This is a genomic window from Microbacterium hominis NBRC 15708 (genome assembly GCF_001592125.1).
Taxonomy (GTDB): Bacteria; Actinomycetota; Actinomycetes; order Actinomycetales; family Microbacteriaceae; genus Microbacterium; species Microbacterium hominis.
Map to the genome: position 1 here is coordinate 61529 of NZ_BCWI01000017.1, position 18787 is coordinate 80315.

Sequence of the window (18787 nt, forward strand, 5' to 3'; positions counted from 1 at the left end):
TCGACACGACAACACCGATCTCGTCCCCTCTTTCGCCGATGCCCCCATCCTCGGGCGCCCGCGACGCACGCCACCGCCACGAGAATGGGAGCATGACCTCTCCGCGCCCTGTTCTCACTCTCATCGGCGGTCCCACGGCGATCCTCGAGTACGGCGGCATCCGCCTGCTCACCGACCCGACGTTCGACGAGCCGGGCGACTACCCGTCCGGCGCGGTCACGCTGCACAAGCTCACGGGTCCGGCGCTCGGAGTGGACGAGGTCGGCGAGATCGACGTCGTGCTCCTGTCGCACGATCAGCATCCCGACAACCTGGATGCCGCGGGACGCGCCTTCCTGCCGCGCGCCGGTGCCGTGCTCTCCACGCCCGCCGCGTCCGCCCGCATCCCCGGCGTCCACGGCCTCGAACCGTGGCAGACCCGCACCGTCGGCGACGTCGAGGTCACCGCCGTCCCCGCGCTCCACGGTCCCGACGGCGCCGAGGAGCTCTCCGGACCGGTCACCGGATTCGTCCTGCGCGCCCCCGACCGGCCCGTCGTCTACGTGGCCGGCGACAACGCGTCGCCCACGCTCGTCGCCGACATCGTCGACCGCGTCGGACCGATCGACATCGCCGTCCTGTTCACCGGCGCGGCCAACGTCGGCCGTTTCGGCGACAGCGACCTCACCCTGAACGCCCGCACCGCGGTCGAGGCGGCGCGGGCGTTGGGGGAGGCGATCATCGTTCCGGTGCACGCCGAGGGGTGGCACCACTTCAGCGAGACGATCGACCGCCTCGTGCGCGAGTTCGCCTACGCGGGGCTCGCGGACAGGCTCCGGGTGCCCGCCGCCGGCGTGCCGTTGCCGCTCTGACGCGCCGCGGGGTCGGTCGGTGCCCCCGCGACGAGGTCGCCGACCGTGAGCGCGCGGAGGGCCGGATGCCGCCGCGTCGCGGTCGCGATGGATCGGACCAGCATCGGTGTTCGCGCACCGGGCGGGCACGCGGGCTGACGGAGCCGACGCGCGATGCCGGCGTCGATCGCGCCGAGCGTGTCGCGGTGGGCGTCGAGGGCCTCGTGACCGTCCGTGTCGCCGCCGCGGTCGTCGTCCGCGAGCCAATCGATGACGCGTGCGATGGTCCACTCCGACAGAAGTGGCATGGGGGATGGCTGATTCTGCGGGTGTGGGGTCACGCCGGGGTGGGTCATTGGACCAGAATCGGTCTCGATGGACGCTCACGACAGGGCCACTTCTCCGCGAGTGGTCACACGATTGGCCGATGCGGACCGCACCGCAGTGGTGTCTCCCGCGGCGCTGGCGGCGCGGCTGGGGCGCTGGGTCGACTCCGACGGGTCGCTGACGGCGAGTCTGGCCGCCGCTCTGCGCGCGCTCGTGAGCTCGGGCGAACTGCGCCCCGGTGACCGGCTGCCCTCGGAGCGTGCGCTCGCCGCGGCCGTCGCGGTCTCACGCGGCACGGTCGTGGCGGCCTACGCCGCGCTCGCCGACAGCGGCGTGCTGGAACGGCGGCAGGGCAGCGGCACGCGCGTCGCGGGGGCGGCGATCGCTCTGCCGGCCCGGCGCTCGCAGGGCGAGAGCCTCTTCCAAGCCGCGCCCGCCTCCATCGACCTCCTGCGCGCGGTGCCGCGCATCCCCCCGCGCACGATCGAGATCGTGCGCGGCTTCGATGCCGCCCTGGTCGCCGCGACGGCCGCCGATTCCGACCCCGCGGGCCTGCCCGAGGTGCGGGAGCGCATCGCGCGACTGCTGAGCGACGACGGCACGCCGACGACGCCCGAGCAGGTGATCGTCACCAGCGGCGCCCAGCAGGCGCTGAGCCTCGTGATCGACGAGCTCGTCGCGCCGGGCGACGTCGTGCTGAGCGAGGAGCTCAGCTGGCCCGGTCTCGTCGACCCGGTCCGGCGGCGGGGAGCGCGCGTGCACGGGGTGCCGATGACGCCGGACGGCGTCGACGTGGATGCACTGGAGGCCGCGATCGTGGCCCTGCGCCCCGTCCTCATCGCCCTCAACCCCCACCACCACAACCCGACCGGATCACGGATGCCGCCGGCATCCCGTCTGGCGGTCGCCGAGCTCTCCGCCCGTTACGGCGTGCGCGTCATCGAAGACCGCGTGCTCGCGAACATCTCCTTCGACGGCGTCGTGCCGGTGTCGCTGGCGGCGTTGCGGTCGGACGCGCCCGTCATCGTCGTCGACTCGCTGTCGAAGTGGGCGTGGTTGGGCCTGCGCATCGGGTGGGCGCGCGCCGATCCCGTGCTGATCCGGAGACTGCGCGCGTCGCGGCAGCTCGTCGACCAGGCCGCCAGCGTGCCGGCGCAGCGGATGGCGCTGGGTCTTCTCGACGAGGCGCCCGCCCTGCGCCGCGACGCGAGCACCACCCACGCCGCGGCGCTGGAGCGGCTGGTCCCGGTGGTGCACGAGCACCTTCCGGGCTGGAGCTTCGACGTGCCGCGCGGCGGCCTCTCGCTCTGGGCGCGCCTGCCCTCGGGGTCGGCGACCGCGTTCGCGCGGCGCGCGGCTCTGGCGGGTGTGGCGGTCGCCGGCGGCTCGGAGTTCGCGGCATCCGCACCCGCCGACGACCACATCCGCATCCCCTTCACCGCTCCCGACGAACTGCTCCACGTCGCGATCGAGCGGCTCGGGCGGGTCTGGCGCGCGGGGTGATCACCCGGCCTGCGGAGCCGTCGCCTCGGCGGTCTTCGACAGCCGCAGCCACGTCTCCACGACGGTGTCGGGGTTGAGCGACACCGACTCGATGCCCTCTGCGACGAGCCATTCGGCCAGATCGGGATGATCCGACGGGCCCTGCCCGCAGATGCCGACGTACTTGCCGGCCGCGCGGCAGGCGCTGATCGCGAGGGACAGCAGGCGCAGCACGGCCGGGTCGCGCTCGTCGAACGTCGACGCCACGAGCCCCGAGTCGCGGTCGAGGCCGAGGGTCAGCTGCGTCATGTCGTTCGAGCCGATCGAGAAGCCGTCGAAGAACTCCAGGAATCGGTCGGCGAGCAGCGCGTTGGACGGCAGCTCGCACATCATGATGACCTTGAGGTCGTTCTCGCCGCGGCGCAGCCCGTTCTCGGCGAGCAGTTCGACGACCGCGTGCCCTTCGCCGACGGTGCGCACGAACGGCACCATGACCTGCACGTTCGTGAAGCCCATCTCATCGCGCACGAATCGCAGCGCCTCGCACTCCATGTCGAAGCAGGGGCGGAAATCGGGCGAGATGTACCGCGACGCCCCGCGGTACCCGAGCATGGGGTTCTCCTCGTGCGGCTCGTACAGCTCGCCGCCGACGAGGTTCGCGTACTCGTTCGACTTGAAGTCGCTGAGACGCACGATCACCGGCTCCGGCCAGAAGGCGGCGGCGATCATCGACACCCCCTCGGCCACGCGGCGCACGAAGTAGTCGCGCGGCGTGTCGTACGCCGCCGTGGCGTCGGCCACCCGCTCGCGCAGCTCGCCGTCGAGCGTGTCGAACTCCAGGAGCGCCCGCGGGTGGATGCCGATCTGCCGGTTGATGACGAACTCCAGCCGGGCCAGGCCCACGCCGCGATGCGGCAGCCGCGAGAACGAGAAGGCCTGGTCGGGAGTGCCGACGTTCATCATGATCTTCACAGGCGCCTCCGGCATGGAGTCCAGCCGCGTGATCTCCTCCTCGAACGGGAGGATGCCGCGGTAGACGAACCCGGTGTCGCCCTCGGCGCACGAGACGGTGACCTCGTCGCCGTCCGACACGATCGTCGTGGCATCCCCCGTGCCGACGACGGCGGGGATGCCGAGCTCGCGCGCGATGATCGCCGCGTGACACGTCCGCCCGCCGCGGTTGGTCACGATCGCGCTCGCGCGCTTCATGATCGGCTCCCAGTCGGGATCGGTCATGTCGGCGATGAGCACCTCGCCCGGCTGGAAGTCGGCCATCTGGTCGAGACTGCGCAGGACCCGCGCGGTTCCCGCACCGATGCGCTGGCCGATCGCGCGGCCCGCCGTCGCGACCTCGCCGCGCGCGCCGAGCACGAAGCGCCGGATCACGCCCGCCTCGACCCGCGACACGACCGTCTCCGGGCGCGCCTGCAGGATGTAGAGCCGTCCGTCGATCCCGTCCTTGCCCCACTCGATGTCCATCGGACGTCCGTAGTGCTCCTCGATCACGAGCGCCTGGCGGGCGAGTTCGACGAGGTCGGCGTCGTCGATCGAGAACAGACGCCGAGCGGATGCCGGGACGTCCTCGAACCGTGTCGAGGCGCCCGCCTCGCGGGCATCCGTGTACCGCATGGCGATCGCCTTCTCGCCGACGGAGCGCTTGAGCACCGCGGGGCGACCCGCGCGCAGCGCGACCTTCGAGACGTAGAACTCGTCCGGGTTCACCGCCCCCTGCACGACCGCCTCGCCGAGTCCGTACGAGCTCGTGATGAACACGGCATCCTCGAAGCCCGACTCGGTGTCGACGGTGAACATGACGCCGGCGGCGCCGATGTCGGAGCGCACCATCTTCTGGACGCCGGCCGACAGCGCGACCTCGTCGTGGTCGAACCCGTGGTGGGCGCGGTACGCGATCGCCCGGTCGTTGTAGAGCGACGCGAACACCGACCGGATCGCGGCGAGGACGTTGTCGATGCCCGCGACGTTCAGGAACGTCTCCTGCTGGCCGGCGAACGAGGCGTCGGGCAGGTCTTCGGCGGTCGCGGAGGAGCGCACCGCGAAGGAGGCCTCGGGGTTCTCGCCCGCGAGGCGGGCGTAGGCCGTGCGGATCGACGCCTCCAGCTCGGCCGGGAAGGGCTGCTCCTCGATCCACGCCCGGATCTGGGTCCCCGCGTGCGTGAGCGCCGCGACGTCCTCGACGTCCACGTCCGCGATGGCCGCGGCGATCCGCTCGCGCAGCCCGCCCTCCGCCAGGAACTCCCGGTACGCGTCGGCGGTCGTGGCGAAGCCGCCGGGCACGCTCACCCCCAGAGCGGCGAGATGCGACACCATCTCGCCGAGCGATGCGTTCTTGCCGCCCACGGCGGGGAGGTCTGCCATGCCGAGCTGATCGAACCAGAGGATGCTGCTCATGTGTCGGGCCTTTCGGTGGGAGGGGGCGCGGGGAGGGGTGAGACGCTCAGGTGCGGAGCTTGAGGGACTGCATGATCACCGCCGACATCTCCTCGACGCTCTTGGTCGACGAGTTCACGAACGGGATGTGGGTGCGGCGGTAGAGGTCCTCGGCGCGGCGCAGCTCGAGCGTGCACTGCGCGAGACTCGCGTAGGTCGAGTCGGGGCGCCGTTCGTGGCGCACCTGGCTGAGGCGCAGCGGCGTCGTGGTCAGTCCGAAGCAGCGCGCGGCGTAGGGGGCGACCGCTCGTGGCAGCCCCTCGGTGGGGAAGTCGTCGTCGGTCAGCGGGTAGTTCGCGACGAGCAGCCCGTACTGCAGCGCCAGATACATGGTCGTCGGCGTCTTGCCGCAGCGCGACGGTGCGACGATCAGCACGTCCGCCTGGTCGAGGGCGCGCATGCTCTGGCCGTCGTCGTGCTCGATCGCGTACTCGACGGCGCGCATGCGGGCGAAGTACTGCTCCGTGTCGCCGACGGTGTGGAACGAGCCGAGCTGCTCCGACGCCGTGGTGCCGAGCGCCGCTTCGAGCTCGGTGAGGTGGCCGCTCAGCAGGTCGATGTGGGTCGCCCGTGCTCCGCCCAGCACGCGGGCCACCGCGGGGGAGCGCACGGTGTGGAACACGATCGGCTCCTCACCCGCCGCGGCGGCGCGGTCGATCTCGCGGGCGACGGCGGCGGCGCCCTCGGCGGAGTCGACGAACGGCACGGTGTGGCGGCGGAACGTGACCCCGGGGAAGTTCACGAGCAGCGCGCGGCCGAGCGTCTCGGCGGTGATGCCGGTGGAGTCGGAGACGAAGTAGGCGGCGCGGGGCGTCGTGGGTGTCACGCGGGTGCTCCTCGTCGCCTCGGGGGGAGACCGGCCGATCGACCGGTTGTTCCGAGGCTACGAAAGATGACCCTTCCCTCTGCGCGCTGGGCGCGTAAAGAACTTCTGTTCTTGCGGCTCTGTCAGGAAGTCGCGATCGGGTGCGGCCCTCAGGCGCGCAGCTCGCGGCGCCGCATCGCCAGCAGGGCGGCGGCCACGGCGAGGGCGGTGGCGAGAGCGAGGGGCAGGATGCCGCGGAGATCGACGCCGTCGGAGGTCGGCACCGGCGCGGACGCGAACGGCGCGACGTCCACGAGCGCCGCGCTCATCCCGAAGAGCGGGCCGAAGAGCGCCACGACGGCGCCGATCGCGACGAGGGCCCACGCGGTCGGGATCGCGAGTCGCGGCAGCACCACGACGAGCACGGCGGCCAGCCCCGCGAACAGCCAGGCGGGCACCAGCTGACCCGCCCCCGCGATCGCCGCATCCCGTACCAGCCCCGCGCCGTCGCTCGCCGCCTGGGCGCCGGCGGCGGCCCCCAGGACGCCGCCGACGAGGGTGAGCGTCGCCGCGACCAGCGCGACGACGACGTGATCGCCCAGCCACCGCCGGCGCGCGACCCCCGATGACAGCAGCAGCTCGGCGGTGCCGCGGGTCTCGTCCTGGCGGGCGCGGACGACGGTCTGCGTCGCCGCGCACGCCGCGAAGACGCCCAGCATCACGAAGAAGACCACGACGAGGCCCCGCGCGAGATCCGCGCCGGCGCCCCCGAGGGCCTGCAGGACGGCGGTGACCGCCGGGTTGTCGTCGCCGATCCGGTCGGCCACGGAGCCCAGCGAGGTCGAGAGGACGCCGACGAGCACCCCCGCCGCCGTCCAGCCGATGACGGAGGGCAGGCTCTGGCGGGCGACGAGCGCCAGATGGGAGGCGAGGGCGGGGCGCGCGTGCGCGCGACCGCGCCGCTCGGGGAGGAAGGCGGCCCCGAGGTCGCGATGGGCGTGCAGCGCCGCCGCCGCGCCGATCAGGACCGCCGCGACCACCGCGCCGAGGATCAGGGGCCGGGGATCGTCGGCGTCGAAGGGGCGCACGTTCTCGGCCCAGCCGAACGGCGACGCCCAGGCGAGGCCCGAGCTCGTCATGCGGGTGAGGTCGTCGCTCGGGGTGCCGAGCGCGTTGCCGACGCCCGCGACGACGAAGCATCCGAGCAGCACCCAGACCGACAGGCTGTTCGCGCCGCGCGCGGTGGGCAGCAGCTCCGCCGCCGCCAGCCCCACGCCCAGGAAGACGAGCGCCACGACGAGGCAGGCCGCCCCGACCAGCGCCGATCCGAGCGCGGGAGCGCCGCTGGCGACGAACACGGCGCTCACCACGATGCCCAGCACCGCCGCGGCGACCGCCCCGTGCACCACCGTCGCCGCCAGCGGGACGGACCGGCCCGCCGGCGTCGCCGCCACCAGCTCCAGACGACCCTCCTCCTCGTCGCCGCGGGAGTGCCGCACCGCGAGGAACGAGCTCATCAGCGCTCCCAGCAGCAGCAGCCACGGCAGCAGGAGGAACGCGACCATCTGCGCTTCGCCCGCCCCCGACGGCAGCCCGCGGAAGAGCAGGATCACCGGATTGGCCATCACCGTCGCCAACAGCGCCACGCGCTCCTGCTCGTCGCCGTACGAGCCGCGCACGCCGGGGTAGCCGGCCGCGGCGAGGGCGGCGGTGCCCCCGATCCACACGCTCAGCTGCACGGCATCGCGGCGCAGGCGTTGGCGCAGGAGCGGAGCCGGCGTCGTCACCGCGATCCCCCGGCCGGCTGTGCGCTGTAGTGGCGGAGGAACAGCTCCTCGAGCGACGGGGGAGCCACCCGCAGCCCTTCGGCGCCCAGCGCGCCCAGGCGCGGCAGCGCCGCCGCGACGGCGTCGCTCGCGAGGGTCAGCGAGATCCGCCCCGCGGCCTGCGTGACGTCCTCGGCGCCGGGCACCGTGCGCGCCGCCGCGAGCGTCGCGCGATCCGTCGCGACGAACGACACCTCCGTCCGGGTGAGGTGGCGCATCTCGGCGAGCGTCCCGGCATCCACGATGCGACCGCCGCGCACGATCGACACGCGGTCGCACAGCAGTTCGACCTCCGACAGGATGTGGCTGGACAGCAGCACGGTGGCCCCGGCATCCCGCACCCGGGCGACCTCCTGACGGAAGACGACCTCCATGAGGGGGTCGAGGCCGCTCGTGGGCTCGTCGAAGACGTACAGGTCGGCGGGGACGGCGAAGGCCGCGACGAGCGCCACCTTCTGACGGTTGCCCTTCGAGTACGCGCGGCCCTTCGTGCGGGTGTCGAGATCGAAGTCCGCGCAGAGCCGGCGTCGCACCGCGGCATCCGCCCCGCCGCCGCCCGTGCGCAGGCGGCAGAGCAGGTCGATCGCCTCGCCTCCGGACAGGTTCGGCCACAGGCTCACGTCGCCGGGGACGGAGGCGATGCGGCGGTGCAGGCGGGAGGCCTCCGCCCACGGATCGCCGCCGAGCACGGTCGCCGAGCCGGACGTCGGCCGCGCCAGCCCGAGCAGGATGCGGATGGTGGTGGACTTGCCGGCGCCGTTGGGGCCGAGGAAGCCGTGCACCTGGCCCTCGTCGACCGTGAGGTCGAGCCCGTCGAGGGCGTGCACGCGGCCGTAGTGCTTCGTGAGGGCGTCCGTGCGGATGACGGCGGTCATGCGCCGGATGCTACGCCGAGGGCGGGTGCCGCGGTAGATGCGACACCCGCCCTCTCCCCCGGTGCGTCGGGGACGGCGCTCAGATCTGCGAGCGCGGCCCCGGTTCGACGATCTTGTTGAAGCCGGTGACGGGCTGGTTCTCGTCGAACGAGACGACCGGCCGGCGGAAGCCCCGCGTCAGGAAGACGAGGTACAGCAGACCGAGGCCCGTCCATATGAGGCCGACGATGAGCGCGTGGTCGTCGAGGTTCACCCACAGCAGCCCGGTCAGCGCCATGCCGATGGCGGGCATCACGATGTAGTTGACGACGTCGCGCGGTGTGTGGCGTCGTCCCTGGCGGATCGCGAACCAGGCGATCACCGAGATGTTCACGAAGGTGAACGCGATGAGGGCGCCGTAGTTGATGTAGTCGACGATCTGGTCGAGGGTGAACGCGATGGCCGCGAGGCTCACGATGCCGACCAGGACGACCGTGAAGGCCGGCGTGTGGGTGCGCGGGCTGATGTAGCCGAAGAACTTCTTGGGCAGCACGCCGTTGCGGCCCATCACGAGCAGCATCCGCGCGACGGAGGCGTGCGAGGCGAGCCACGACGCGAGCGTGGCCGCGAAGCCCGCCGCCGTCAGCACCGACTGCAGCACGATGCCGCCGACCTGCGAGCCGATCTCCGGCAGCGTCGAGTCGGCGATCGCTTCGGGCGGGAACGCCTCGTGGGACGGGAAGCGCAGCTGCGTGAAGTAGGCCGCGATGAGGAAGATCGCCCCGCCGACGAGCACCGTGAGCAGGATGGCGCGCGGCATCGTCTTGGGGTTCTTCGCCTCCTCGGCGTACATCGTCACCGCGTCGAAGCCGATGAACGAGAAGCACACGATCGTCGCGCCGGCCAGGACCGCGCCGAACTCCACCTCCGGGTGGAAGAAGGGCTGCACCGAGGCGACCGTGCCGGCGCCGGCGCCCTGCACGAGCTGGACGATGACCATCACGACGAACACCGCCATGACCACGATCGAGAAGATCAGCAGGATCATGTTGACGTTCGACGTGCCGCGCATCGTCAGGTAGATGATCCCGGTGACGCCCGCCGTGAAGGCGACCACCCACACCCAGCCGGGGATGTCGGGGAACAGCGCCTCCATGTAGCTGCGGAGGATCAGCGCGTTCACCATCGGCAGCAGCAGGTAGTCGATGAGCGAGGTCCAGCCGACGAGGAAGCCGAGGCTCGGATGCATCGACTCGCGCACGTACGTGTAGGCGGAGCCGGCGCTCGGGATGACCCCGACCATCTTGCCGTAGCTGATCGCCGTGAAGCCCATGACGATGAGGGCGAGGGCGTAGGCGGCGGGGACGACGTTGTTGGTCTCGACGGCCACGTTGCCGAAGGTGTCGAACACGACCGTCGGCGTCATGTAGCCGAGGCCGAGACCGACGATGGACCAGACCCCCAGCGAGCGTGCGAGGGTGGCGGAGCGCGAGGATGCCGACGTGGCGGCCAGTGACTCGTTCGTGATTCCTCCTGATGATGAGGTCTTTCGGGTGCTCGAATACTAGGGTCGGCCTGTTTCGTTTGTGTAGCGTCGCCGTCACCTCGGATGACGCGTCGGCGCCATGTCCGGACGATTCGACCGGGGATCGCGTCCGCGCGGACGAACGGTGCGGGCTCAGACGCCGCGCAGGCCGTCGGTGCGCTCGAAGATGAGGCTCGTGTTGGTCGCCGCGACGATGGAATGGGTCGAGAGGTGGTCGGTGACGAAGGCGCGCAGGTCCGCGCTGTCGCGTCCGCGGAAGTGGATCACGAAGTCCTCCGCGCCGGCGACGTAGAAGTACTGGGCGACGTCGGGGTGGGTGCGCAGCTCCTCCGCGAAGCGCGTCAGCTGCGCCCGCGCCCCCGGACGGATGCGCACGGAGACGAGCGCCTCCGTGCGGTAGCCGAGCGCCGCGGGGTCGACGTCGATCGTGAAGCGGCGGATCGCGCCGCGTGAGACGAGTCGCGCGATCCGCGCGTGGACGGTGGACGCCGCCAGCCCCAGGGTCGTCGCGAGACGGCTGAGCGGCTGCCGCGCGTCGGCCCGCAACTCGTCGATGAGTCGGAGGTCAGCGGCATCCATCGAATCATTCGAGCCTGATGCGACCATGCGCCGATCCTATTTCGGTGGAACGTGCCGATGTCAACGAATCTTCGGTGGATCTTGTCGAGGTTCCGCGGGACTGACATCGTGATCGCGCTGCACCGCTCCACCTCACCCGCCCGTGGACCAGCACGAAGGAGTCCCGCCATGATCATCGGTGTTCCCGCAGAGATCAAAGACAGCGAGCGCCGCGTCGGCATGACGCCCACCGGCGTCGACGAGCTGGCCGCGCACGGCCACCGCGTGCTCATCCAGAGCGGCGCCGGCGTCGGGTCGGGCTTCGGCGATGAGGCGTACCGCGCCGCCGGCGCCGAGATCGTCGCCGACGCCGCCGAAGTGTGGGGCGCGGCCGACCTGCTCGTCAAGGTCAAGGAGCCCATCGCCCCCGAGTACGGCTTCCTCCGCGAGGACCTGACGCTGTTCACCTACCTGCACCTGGCGGCCGCCCCGGCGTTGACGCAGGCCCTCCTGGATGCCGGGACCACCGCGATCGCCTACGAGACGGTGCAGCTGCCCGACCGCTCGCTGCCCCTGCTCGCGCCCATGAGCGAGATCGCCGGGCGCCTGTCGGTGCAGGTGGGCGCGCAGCAGCTGCTCGGTCCGGCGGGGGGCCGCGGCATCCTGCTGGGAGGAGTGCCGGGCACGCCGCGCGGCCGTGTCGTCGTGATCGGCGGCGGTGTCGCCGGAACCCACGCCGCGCAGATGGCGGTCGGCCTCGGCGCGCACGTGACGATCGTCGACCTGTCGATCCCGCAGCTGCGGCGCCTGGACGAGCGCTTCGACGGTCGGGTCGACACGCGCGTGTCCACCCGTTCGACGATCGTCGACCTCGTCGCCGACGCCGATCTGGTCATCGGGTCCGTGCTCGTCCCGGGCGCCGCGGCGCCCAAGCTCGTCACCCTCGACATGGTCGAGCGGATGCGGCCGGGCTCGGTGCTGGTGGACATCGCGGTCGACCAGGGCGGCTGCTTCGAGGGCACCCACGCCACGACCCACACCGACCCGACCTACCGCGTGCACGACGCGATCTACTACGCCGTCGCGAACATGCCCGGCGCGGTGCCGCTCACCTCGACCCTCGCCCTGACCAACGCGACGCTGCGCTACACGCTCGCGCTCGCCGACCTGGGCACCGACGCCGCCCTCGAGGCCGACGCGTCGCTGCGCGCCGGCCTGTCGATCCGCGGCGGCGAGGTGGTGGACACCCGCATCCTGGGGTGACACCACTCCCGCCCGGCGGGCGCGGGATGCCCGTCAGAGGCGGGTCCAGGCCTCCGTCAGCACGCTGCGCAGGATCTGCTCGATCTCGTCGAACTCGGCGGGTCCGATCGTCAGCGGCGGGGCGAGCTGGATGACGGGGTCGCCCCGGTCGTCGGCGCGGCAGTACAGGCCCGCGTCGAACAGGGCCTTGGAGAGGAAGCCGCGCAGCAGGCGCTCGGACTCGGCGTCGTCGAAGGTCTCCTTGGTGGCCTTGTCCTTGACCAGCTCGATGCCGAAGAAGTAGCCGTCGCCGCGCACGTCGCCGACGATCGGCAGGTCCAGGAGCTTCTCCAGCGTGGCGCGGAAGACCGGCGAGTTCTCGCGGACGTTCTCCAGCAGCTTCTCCTCCTCGAACACGTCGAGGTTCTCCAGCGCCACCGCGGCCGACACGGGGTGTCCGCCGAAGGTGTAGCCGTGGGGGAACGACAGGTCGCCGTGCGCGAACGGCTCGTAGACGCGGTCGTTCACGATCGTGCCGCCGAGCGGCGCGTACCCGCTCGTGACGGCCTTCGCGAACGTGATCATGTCGGGCTGGTAGTCGTAGGCCTGCGCGCCGAAGTAGTGGCCCAGGCGGCCGAAGGCGCAGATGACCTCGTCGGAGACGAGCAGCACGTCGTAGCGGTCGCAGATCTCGCGCACCCGCTGGAAGTAGCCGGCGGGAGCGGGGAAGCAGCCGCCCGCGTTCTGCACGGGCTCGAGGAAGACGGCGGCGACCGTCTCGGGGCCCTCGAACTGGATCATCTGCTCGATGCGGTCGGCCGCCCACACGCCGAACTCCTCGGGGGTTCCGCCGCCGAACCCCGACTCCGCCGCGCGGTAGTAGTTCGTGTTGGGCACCCGGAAGCCGCCGGGGGTGACGGGCTCGAACATGTGCTTCATGACCGGCAGGCCCGTGATCGCGAGGGCGCCCTGCGTCGTGCCGTGGTAGGCGATGGCGCGGGAGATGACCTTGTGCTTGGTGGGCTTGCCCTGCAGCTTCCAGTAGTGCTTGGCGAGCTTGAACGCGGTCTCGACCGCTTCGCCGCCGCCCGTGGAGAAGAAGACGTGGTTGAGGTCGCCGGGCGCGAGGTGCGCGATGCGGTCGGCGGCCTCGATGCCGGACGGGTGCGCGTAGGACCACAGCGGGAAGAAGGCGAGCTCCTCCGCCTGCTTCGCGGCCGCCTGGGCGATGCGGCGACGGCCGTGGCCGGCGTTCACGACGAACAGGCCGGCGAGCCCGTCGATGTAGCGCTTGCCGCGGGAGTCCCAGATGTGGTGGCCCTCGCCCTTGACGATGATGGGGACCCCGGGGCCCTCCGTCATCACCGACTGGCGTGCGAAGTGCATCCAGAGGTGGTCGCGGGCCTTGGCCTGCAGGTCGGCGTCGTCGATGGTCATCGTGTCCCCCAGTTGTAGAGCTGACGGTGGAGTTTGAGGTAGACGAAGGTCTCGGTCGAGACCACCTCGGGAAGGGCGCGGATCTGCTCATTGAGCAGGTCCATGAGGTCGTCGTCGTTCTCGCAGACGACCTCCACGAGCAGATCGAACGAACCCGCCGTCGACACGACGTAGCTGACCCCCTGCAGGGTCGACAGCTGTGCGGCGATGCCGCGCGTGTCTCCGGCGACGCGGATGCCGATCATCGCCTGGCGGGCGAAGCCGAGCTGCAGCGGGTCGGTGACGGCGACGATCTGCATCACGCCCTGGTCGACGAGCTTCTGCACGCGCTGGCGCGTGGCGGCCTCGCTGAGGCCGACGGCCTTGGCGATCTCCGCGTAGGGACGTCGGCCGTCCTCCTGCAGCTGCTCGATGATCAGCTTGGATGCGGCATCCAGGGTCTGTCGACGCGAAGCTGCGATTTCCGTCGTCTGAGGCATGATCCGCGACGATATCAATCGCGGCAGTGAATAATCAAGACTGATTCAGAAGCTCTCGGGGGTCTCCATGGTGTCCAGGATGCCGATGAGGTCCTCGAACGTGGTGCGCGGGTTGAGGATCGCGAACCGCGCGTTCGCCCGGCCTTCGTGGCTCGACGGCGTGACGAAGGCGTGCTGCACGTCGAGCAGGCGCTGCGACCAGGCCTCGTATTCGGTCCGGGTCCAGCCGTCGCGCTCGAAGACGACGACGCCGAGCTGAGGCTGGCGCACGAGCGAGAAGCCGGGGCGCGCCGCGATCTCGTCGGCGATGCGGCGCGCCAGCACGATCGACGCGCTCACCGCCTCGCGGTAGGCGGCGGCGCCGTGCGTGGCGAGCGAGAACCACAGGGGGAGCCCCCGCGCGCGGCGCGTGAGGTGCGCGGCGTAGTCGGACGGGCTGTAGTCGGAGCGGTCGGTCAGCGTGTCGAGGTACTCGGCGTGCTGAGTGTGCGCGCGCCGGCCCTGCTCGGGGTCGCGGTAGATGAGGGCGCACGCGTCGAAGGGGGCGAACAGCCACTTGTGCGGGTCGACGATGACCGAGTCGGCGTGCTCGACCCCCGCGTACAGGTGCCGGGCCAGCGGCGAGAGCATGCCGGCCAGGCCGTAGGCGCCGTCGACGTGCAGCCAGACGTCGTGCGCGTGGGCCGCGGCGGCGACCCCGGCGATGTCGTCGACGATGCCGAAGTTGGTCGAGCCCGCCGTGGCGACGACGGCGAACACCCGCTCGTGTACGTCGGCCAGCGTCGCGGCCACCGCGTCGCCGCGCAGCACGCCGTCGGCATCCGTCGGCACGGTGATCACGTCGACGTCCATGACGCGGGCGGCCGAGGCGATCGAGGAGTGCGCCTGCGAGCTGCAGACCACGGCCCAGCGCGCGGGGGCGGGCGCTGCCGCCTCGGCGTGCCGTGCGCGCGCGGCTTCCCGCGCCGCGACGAGGGCGGAGAGGTTTCCGAGCGTGCCGCCCTGCACGAAGACGCCGCCCGCGGATGCCGGCAGGCCGAACTCGTCGGCCAGCCAGCGCAGCACCTCGTTCTCGGCGTGCACCGCGCCCGCGCCCTCCAGCCACGAGCCGCCGTAGAGCGCGCTCGCCGACACGACGAGGTCGAATGCCGCCGCGGCCTTCGTGGGGGCCGTGGGGATGAAGGAGAGGTAGCGGGGGTCGTCGGTGGTGATGCAGGCCGGGGCGAGCACGTGTGTGAACACACCGAGCGCGCGCTCCGCGCCGACGCCGTCCTCGGAGATCGTCCGACCGGCGAGCCGGCTCAGCTCCGCCGCGGAGAGCGGCTTGTCGAGCGGGGTGTCCTGGGCGAGCAGGCGTTCGCGGGAGTAGTCGAGCACGAGATCGACGATGCGGCGGGTCTCGGCGGTGACGTCGTGCATGCGGGCGGCATCGGTCATGTGCGGTCCTTCAGGGCGGGGGTGCGCGGCGGCACCGGTCGTTCGGGGGTGAGTGTCTCGATCGCGCAGCCGAGGCGCAGGAGTGCGACGTCGTCGCCGGATCGTCCCGCGATCGTCAGCCCGACCGGCATCCCGATGTCGGCCAGGAGTCCCATCGGCACCGTCACCGTCGGGATGCCGAGATGGCGGATGGCGAGATTGCCGTTCGCGACCCACACGCCGTTTCGCCAGCCGAGGTCGGCGGAGGCGGGGTTCACGTCCATGTCGGCGGGGCCGACGTCGGCGACGGCGGGGAAGACGACGGCGTCGAGGCCGCGATCGTCCATCCAAGCCTCCAGGTCGAGCCGGCGGGTGCGCTCGAGGCCGCGGAGGCCCTCCTCCAGCTCGGGCATGTCGCGCCAGGAGGTGCCGGGGTGGGCGCGCACCCAGTCGGGGTAGGTCGCGATGTCGTCGTCGAAGCCGGTGTAGCGGTCGGGAAGGGCGCCGGCCGGGTGCGGGAAGATGCGGGCGCCGTCGACGGCGGCGAGCGAGGACAGGGCGGGGTCGCCGTTCGCGGCGAGGAAGTCCTCCCACGCCCACGCCGACAGGTCGACGATCTCGCGGCGCAGGTAGGCGGGCGAGACGAGCCCGCGGGTCGCGATCGTGGGCGCGCCCGGGCGGTCGCCCTCGTAGTTGCTGACCACGGGGAAGTCGACCTCCACGACCTCGGCGCCCGCGGCCTCCAGTGCGGCGCGCGTCTGCTCCCACAGCGAGATCACGGAGGCACGCGTCCGGATCCGCTGCCCCGTCGGGCCGCCGATGCCGGGTGCGGCGGAGGTCCCGGCATCCGGATCGGCGTTGACGTACATCCGGGGGATGCCGAGGCGCAGTCCGGCCACCGCGGCGCCGGAGGCGAGCGTCCGGTAATCCGCCGGTCGCAGGGCCGAGGGGGCGGGGAGGGGGATCCACGGCTGTGTGCGCCAGAAGTCGCCGCGGGTGTCGGGGTCGTCGGCGACGACCACGTCGAGCACCTCCAGGAGGTCGGCCATCGTGCGGGTGTGAGGCACGACGACGTCCATCGTGGGCACCAACGGCCAGTTGCCGCGCGTCGAGATGACGCCGCGCGAGGGCGTGTAGGCGCACAGGGCGTTGTTGCTGGCGGGCCCGCGGCCGCTCGACCACGTCTCCTCGCCCAGGCCGAAGGCCGCGAAAGACGCCGCGGTCGCCGTTCCCGAGCCGTTGGACGAGCCCGAGCCGAACGGCGCCGTCAGCCAGTCGCGGGAGTAGGGGCTCTCGGCGCGCCCGTAGACGCCGCGCTGCATGCCGCCGTTGGCCATCGGCGGCATGTTCGTCAGTCCGAGGCAGATCGCACCGGCGGCGCGCAGGCGCTCGATCGTGAACGCGTCGCGCTGGGCGACCAGCTCGGCGAAGGCGGGGGAGCCCGCGGCTGCCGTCAGGCCGCGCACGAGGTAGCTGTCCTTCGCGGTGTACGGGATGCCGTCCAGCGGCGAGAGCGCAGCGCCGCGGGCGCGGCGCGCGTCGGAGGCCGCGGCCTCCGCGAGCGCGTCGGGGTTGCGGACGACGACGGCGTTGAGGGCGGTCGTCGTGTCGGGGCCGTCGTAGGCGTCGATGCGCGCGAGGAAGGCCTCGACGAGTTCGACGGCCGTCGCGCGCCCGTCCTCGAGCGCGGCGCGGAGGTCGGCGATGGTGGCCTCGACGACGTCGATCATCGCGGCGTCTCCTGCCCGCCGAGTGCGGGCTGCTGCTGCGTGATGCAGTGGATGCCGCCGCCGCGGGCGAAGATCGGGCGGGCGTCGACCGTGACCACCTCGCGTCCCGGGTAGGCGTCGGCGAGGATCGCGCGGGCCTCGGCATCCGCCTTCTCCTCGCCGAAGCCGCAGGCGATGACGCCGCCGTCCACGACGAGGTGGTTGACGTAGCTCCAGTCGACGAAGCCCTCGTCGTCGCCGTGGCCGTCGCGCAGCGTCGCCGGCGCGGGAAGCTCGATGACCTCGAGGCGGCGTCCGGCCGCGTCGGTCTGCGCGGCGAGCAGCTCGTGCAGGGCCCCGCTGACGGCATGGTCGGGGTGCGCGGGGTCGCGCTGGGTGTGCAGCAGCACGCGGCCGGGGGAGGGGAAGGTCGCGACGATGTCGACGTGGCCGTTGGTGCCGAAGTCGTCGTAGTCGCGCGTGAGCCCCCGCGGTAGCCAGATGGCTTTCGTCGTGCCCAGCGTGCGGGCGAACTCCGCTTCGACGCGGGCCCGGTCGGCGTAGGGGTTGCGGCGCGGGTCGAGCTGCACCGTCTCGGTCAGCAGCACCGTGCCCTCGCCGTCGACGTGGAAGCCGCCGCCCTCGGTGACCAGCGTGGAGGACACGAGCTCGGCGCCGACCTCGGCCGCGATGAGGCGGGCGTGCTCCGCCGAGCGCTCCCACCGCGCCCAGTCGTGGGCTCCCCACCCGTTGAAGATCCAGTCGACGGCCCCCAGGACGCCGGGACGTTCGTCGTCGACGACGAACGTCGGGCCGTGGTCGCGCATCCAGAACTCGTCGACGGGCGCCTCCAGGATCGAGACGTCGCCGGGCAGCATCCGCCGGGCGCGCGCGAGCTCGGAGGGGTCGACGACCATCGTCACCGGCTCGAAGCGGGCGATCGCCGCGGCGACCTCCGTCCAGGCGGCGTAGCCCTCGTCGCGGTCGGCATCGCGCTCGCCGAGGGTCGGCCCCTCGACGGGGAAGGCCATCCACGTGCGCGCGTGCGGCGCGGTCTCGCTCGGCATCCGCCAGCTCATCGGCATCCTCGACTCTCGTCCGGTCCTGGAGTAGCTTATTGATCACATGATCAACTCATCGGAGGGTAGCGAGCGGATGCCGCAGACGTCAACCACCGCACGCGCGCGATTGAGCGCCGAGCAGCGGCGTGAGCAGATCGCCGGGGCCGCGCACGACCTGGCGCTCGCCGACGGTCTGGACGCGGTGACGCTGCGCGCCGTCGCCACGCGCGTGGGGGTGGCGTCGGGACTCGTCGCCCACTACATCCCGAGCATGGACGACCTCGTCGCCGACACCTTCTTCGACATCGTGGCCGGCGAGCTCGACGAGGTGCGCGCGCTCCTCCCCGACGCGCCCGCGCCGGTGCGGATCGGCGCGCTGCTGCGGACCACGCTGGATCCCGCCCGGCGCGACGTCACCCTCGTCTGGGTGCAGGCGTGGGCGCTGGGGACGCGCAACGCGCCGCTCGCCGAGAGGGTGCGGGCGGCGATGGACGCCTGGCGCGGCGCGCTCGCCGACGAGATCGTGCGGGGGATGGATGCCGGGGCGATCCCTGCGGCCGATCCGGAGCCCCTCGCCTGGCACCTGCTGGCGATGATCGACGGTCTCAGCGCCCACGCGCTGGTCGGCTGGGGGCCGGGGATCGAGCCGGTCGCGCCCGTGCTGCGCGCGGCCGCGGGCCTGCTCGGGGTGGAGGCGGACGCGCTCGACGGGGCCTGACGGTGGCCTCGGGCGGTCGCGGGATTCCGCGATCTCTCGCTCGCTCTCT

General features: G+C 72.3%; 16 protein-coding genes. 4 read left to right on the forward strand and 12 right to left on the reverse strand.

All coding sequences use genetic code 11. From position 1 onward, the window contains the following. Positions 1–92 precede the first annotated feature (92 nt). Positions 93–851 (forward strand): MBL fold metallo-hydrolase, encoded by a 759-nt coding sequence (locus tag MHO01S_RS12870; protein WP_060960234.1) that lies wholly within the window; start codon positions 93–95, stop codon positions 849–851. Here the strand turns inward: MHO01S_RS12870 and MHO01S_RS12875 are convergent. After that, a complete protein-coding gene (locus tag MHO01S_RS12875; RefSeq protein ID WP_060960233.1) occupies positions 791–1138 on the reverse strand; it encodes a hypothetical protein in 348 nt (115 codons plus the stop codon). The two genes, MHO01S_RS12870 and MHO01S_RS12875, sit on opposite strands and share 61 nt — an antisense overlap. Before the next feature lie 136 nt (positions 1139–1274). Between MHO01S_RS12875 and MHO01S_RS12880 the strand changes: the two genes are divergently transcribed. Beyond that, positions 1275–2660 carry an aminotransferase-like domain-containing protein gene (locus MHO01S_RS12880; protein ID WP_255266098.1) on the forward strand — a complete coding sequence of 462 codons (1386 nt, stop codon included), beginning with the start codon at positions 1275–1277 and terminating at the stop codon, positions 2658–2660. Here the strand turns inward: MHO01S_RS12880 and ppsA are convergent, their stop codons facing one another. The 6 genes from ppsA to MHO01S_RS12910 all read right to left on the reverse strand — a co-directional run bounded on the left by ppsA (position 2661) and on the right by MHO01S_RS12910 (position 10697). Further along, positions 2661–5048: a phosphoenolpyruvate synthase gene (ppsA, locus tag MHO01S_RS12885; protein ID WP_061782402.1), complete on the reverse strand. Its 2388-nt coding sequence runs from the start codon at positions 5046–5048 to the stop codon at positions 2661–2663. A 46-nt stretch (positions 5049–5094) separates the two neighbouring features. Then, positions 5095–5913, reverse strand: coding sequence for a pyruvate, water dikinase regulatory protein (locus MHO01S_RS12890; protein WP_060960231.1), 819 nt, complete (start codon positions 5911–5913; stop codon positions 5095–5097). Between the two features lie 149 nt (positions 5914–6062). Next, positions 6063–7679, reverse strand: coding sequence for an ABC transporter permease (locus tag MHO01S_RS12895; protein ID WP_061782403.1), 1617 nt, complete (start codon positions 7677–7679; stop codon positions 6063–6065). Beyond that, entirely contained in the window at positions 7676–8593 is a 918-nt protein-coding gene (locus MHO01S_RS12900; RefSeq protein ID WP_060960230.1) for an ABC transporter ATP-binding protein, read from the reverse strand. Before MHO01S_RS12900 ends, MHO01S_RS12895 begins: the two co-directional genes overlap by 4 nt. 79 nt (positions 8594–8672) lie before the next feature. Beyond that, positions 8673–10037, reverse strand: a complete 1365-nt coding sequence (locus tag MHO01S_RS12905) for an APC family permease (protein ID WP_255266099.1) — start codon at positions 10035–10037, stop codon at positions 8673–8675. A gap of 213 nt (positions 10038–10250) precedes the next feature. Further along, positions 10251–10697: an Lrp/AsnC family transcriptional regulator gene (locus MHO01S_RS12910; protein ID WP_061782404.1), complete on the reverse strand. Its 447-nt coding sequence runs from the start codon at positions 10695–10697 to the stop codon at positions 10251–10253. A 168-nt stretch (positions 10698–10865) separates the two neighbouring features. Here MHO01S_RS12910 and ald point away from each other — a divergent pair, with 168 nt between their 5' ends. Beyond that, positions 10866–11939, forward strand: a complete 1074-nt coding sequence (ald, locus tag MHO01S_RS12915; protein ID WP_060960227.1) for an alanine dehydrogenase — start codon at positions 10866–10868, stop codon at positions 11937–11939. A 33-nt stretch (positions 11940–11972) separates the two neighbouring features. Here the strand turns inward: ald and MHO01S_RS12920 are convergent, their stop codons facing one another. From MHO01S_RS12920 to MHO01S_RS12940, 5 genes are read right to left on the reverse strand one after another with little or no spacing between them, the layout of a single operon-like run. Further along, positions 11973–13355: an aspartate aminotransferase family protein gene (locus MHO01S_RS12920; protein WP_060960226.1), complete on the reverse strand. Its 1383-nt coding sequence runs from the start codon at positions 13353–13355 to the stop codon at positions 11973–11975. Next, positions 13352–13834 carry an Lrp/AsnC family transcriptional regulator gene (locus MHO01S_RS12925; protein WP_060960225.1) on the reverse strand — a complete coding sequence of 161 codons (483 nt, stop codon included), beginning with the start codon at positions 13832–13834 and terminating at the stop codon, positions 13352–13354. The genes MHO01S_RS12920 and MHO01S_RS12925 overlap by 4 nt, the downstream gene beginning before the upstream one ends. A gap of 45 nt (positions 13835–13879) precedes the next feature. Next, positions 13880–15271, reverse strand: coding sequence for a pyridoxal phosphate-dependent decarboxylase family protein (locus MHO01S_RS12930; protein ID WP_060960224.1), 1392 nt, complete (start codon positions 15269–15271; stop codon positions 13880–13882). Next, positions 15268–16980, reverse strand: a complete 1713-nt coding sequence (locus MHO01S_RS12935; RefSeq protein ID WP_061782405.1) for an amidase — start codon at positions 16978–16980, stop codon at positions 15268–15270. Before MHO01S_RS12935 ends, MHO01S_RS12930 begins: the two co-directional genes overlap by 4 nt. Then, positions 16977–18038, reverse strand: a complete 1062-nt coding sequence (locus tag MHO01S_RS12940; protein WP_061782410.1) for an agmatine deiminase family protein — start codon at positions 18036–18038, stop codon at positions 16977–16979. The genes MHO01S_RS12935 and MHO01S_RS12940 overlap by 4 nt, the downstream gene beginning before the upstream one ends. Positions 18039–18114: 76 nt before the next feature. On the opposite strand from MHO01S_RS12940, the gene MHO01S_RS12945 reads away from it, so the two are divergent. Then, the gene (locus tag MHO01S_RS12945; RefSeq protein WP_061782406.1) at positions 18115–18738 is read left to right on the forward strand and encodes a TetR/AcrR family transcriptional regulator; all 624 of its coding nucleotides are present in this window, start codon (positions 18115–18117) and stop codon (positions 18736–18738) included. Positions 18739–18787: the final 49 nt, after the last annotated feature.

Coding starts and splice junctions, on each gene's coding strand:
- ald (WP_060960227.1), top strand. CDS start 10,866: ATGATCATCGGTGTTCCCGCAGAGATCAAAGACAGCGAGCGCCGCGTC.
- MHO01S_RS12910 (WP_061782404.1), bottom strand. CDS start 10,697: ATGGATGCCGCTGACCTCCGACTCATCGACGAGTTGCGGGCCGACGCG.
- MHO01S_RS12925 (WP_060960225.1), bottom strand. CDS start 13,834: ATGCCTCAGACGACGGAAATCGCAGCTTCGCGTCGACAGACCCTGGAT.
- MHO01S_RS12920 (WP_060960226.1), bottom strand. CDS start 13,355: ATGACCATCGACGACGCCGACCTGCAGGCCAAGGCCCGCGACCACCTC.
- MHO01S_RS12875 (WP_060960233.1), bottom strand. CDS start 1,138: ATGCCACTTCTGTCGGAGTGGACCATCGCACGCGTCATCGATTGGCTC.
- MHO01S_RS12930 (WP_060960224.1), bottom strand. CDS start 15,271: ATGACCGATGCCGCCCGCATGCACGACGTCACCGCCGAGACCCGCCGC.
- MHO01S_RS12945 (WP_061782406.1), top strand. CDS start 18,115: ATGCCGCAGACGTCAACCACCGCACGCGCGCGATTGAGCGCCGAGCAG.
- MHO01S_RS12940 (WP_061782410.1), bottom strand. CDS start 18,038: ATGAGCTGGCGGATGCCGAGCGAGACCGCGCCGCACGCGCGCACGTGG.
- MHO01S_RS12870 (WP_060960234.1), top strand. CDS start 93: ATGACCTCTCCGCGCCCTGTTCTCACTCTCATCGGCGGTCCCACGGCG.
- MHO01S_RS12900 (WP_060960230.1), bottom strand. CDS start 8,593: ATGACCGCCGTCATCCGCACGGACGCCCTCACGAAGCACTACGGCCGC.
- MHO01S_RS12935 (WP_061782405.1), bottom strand. CDS start 16,980: ATGATCGACGTCGTCGAGGCCACCATCGCCGACCTCCGCGCCGCGCTC.
- ppsA (WP_061782402.1), bottom strand. CDS start 5,048: ATGAGCAGCATCCTCTGGTTCGATCAGCTCGGCATGGCAGACCTCCCC.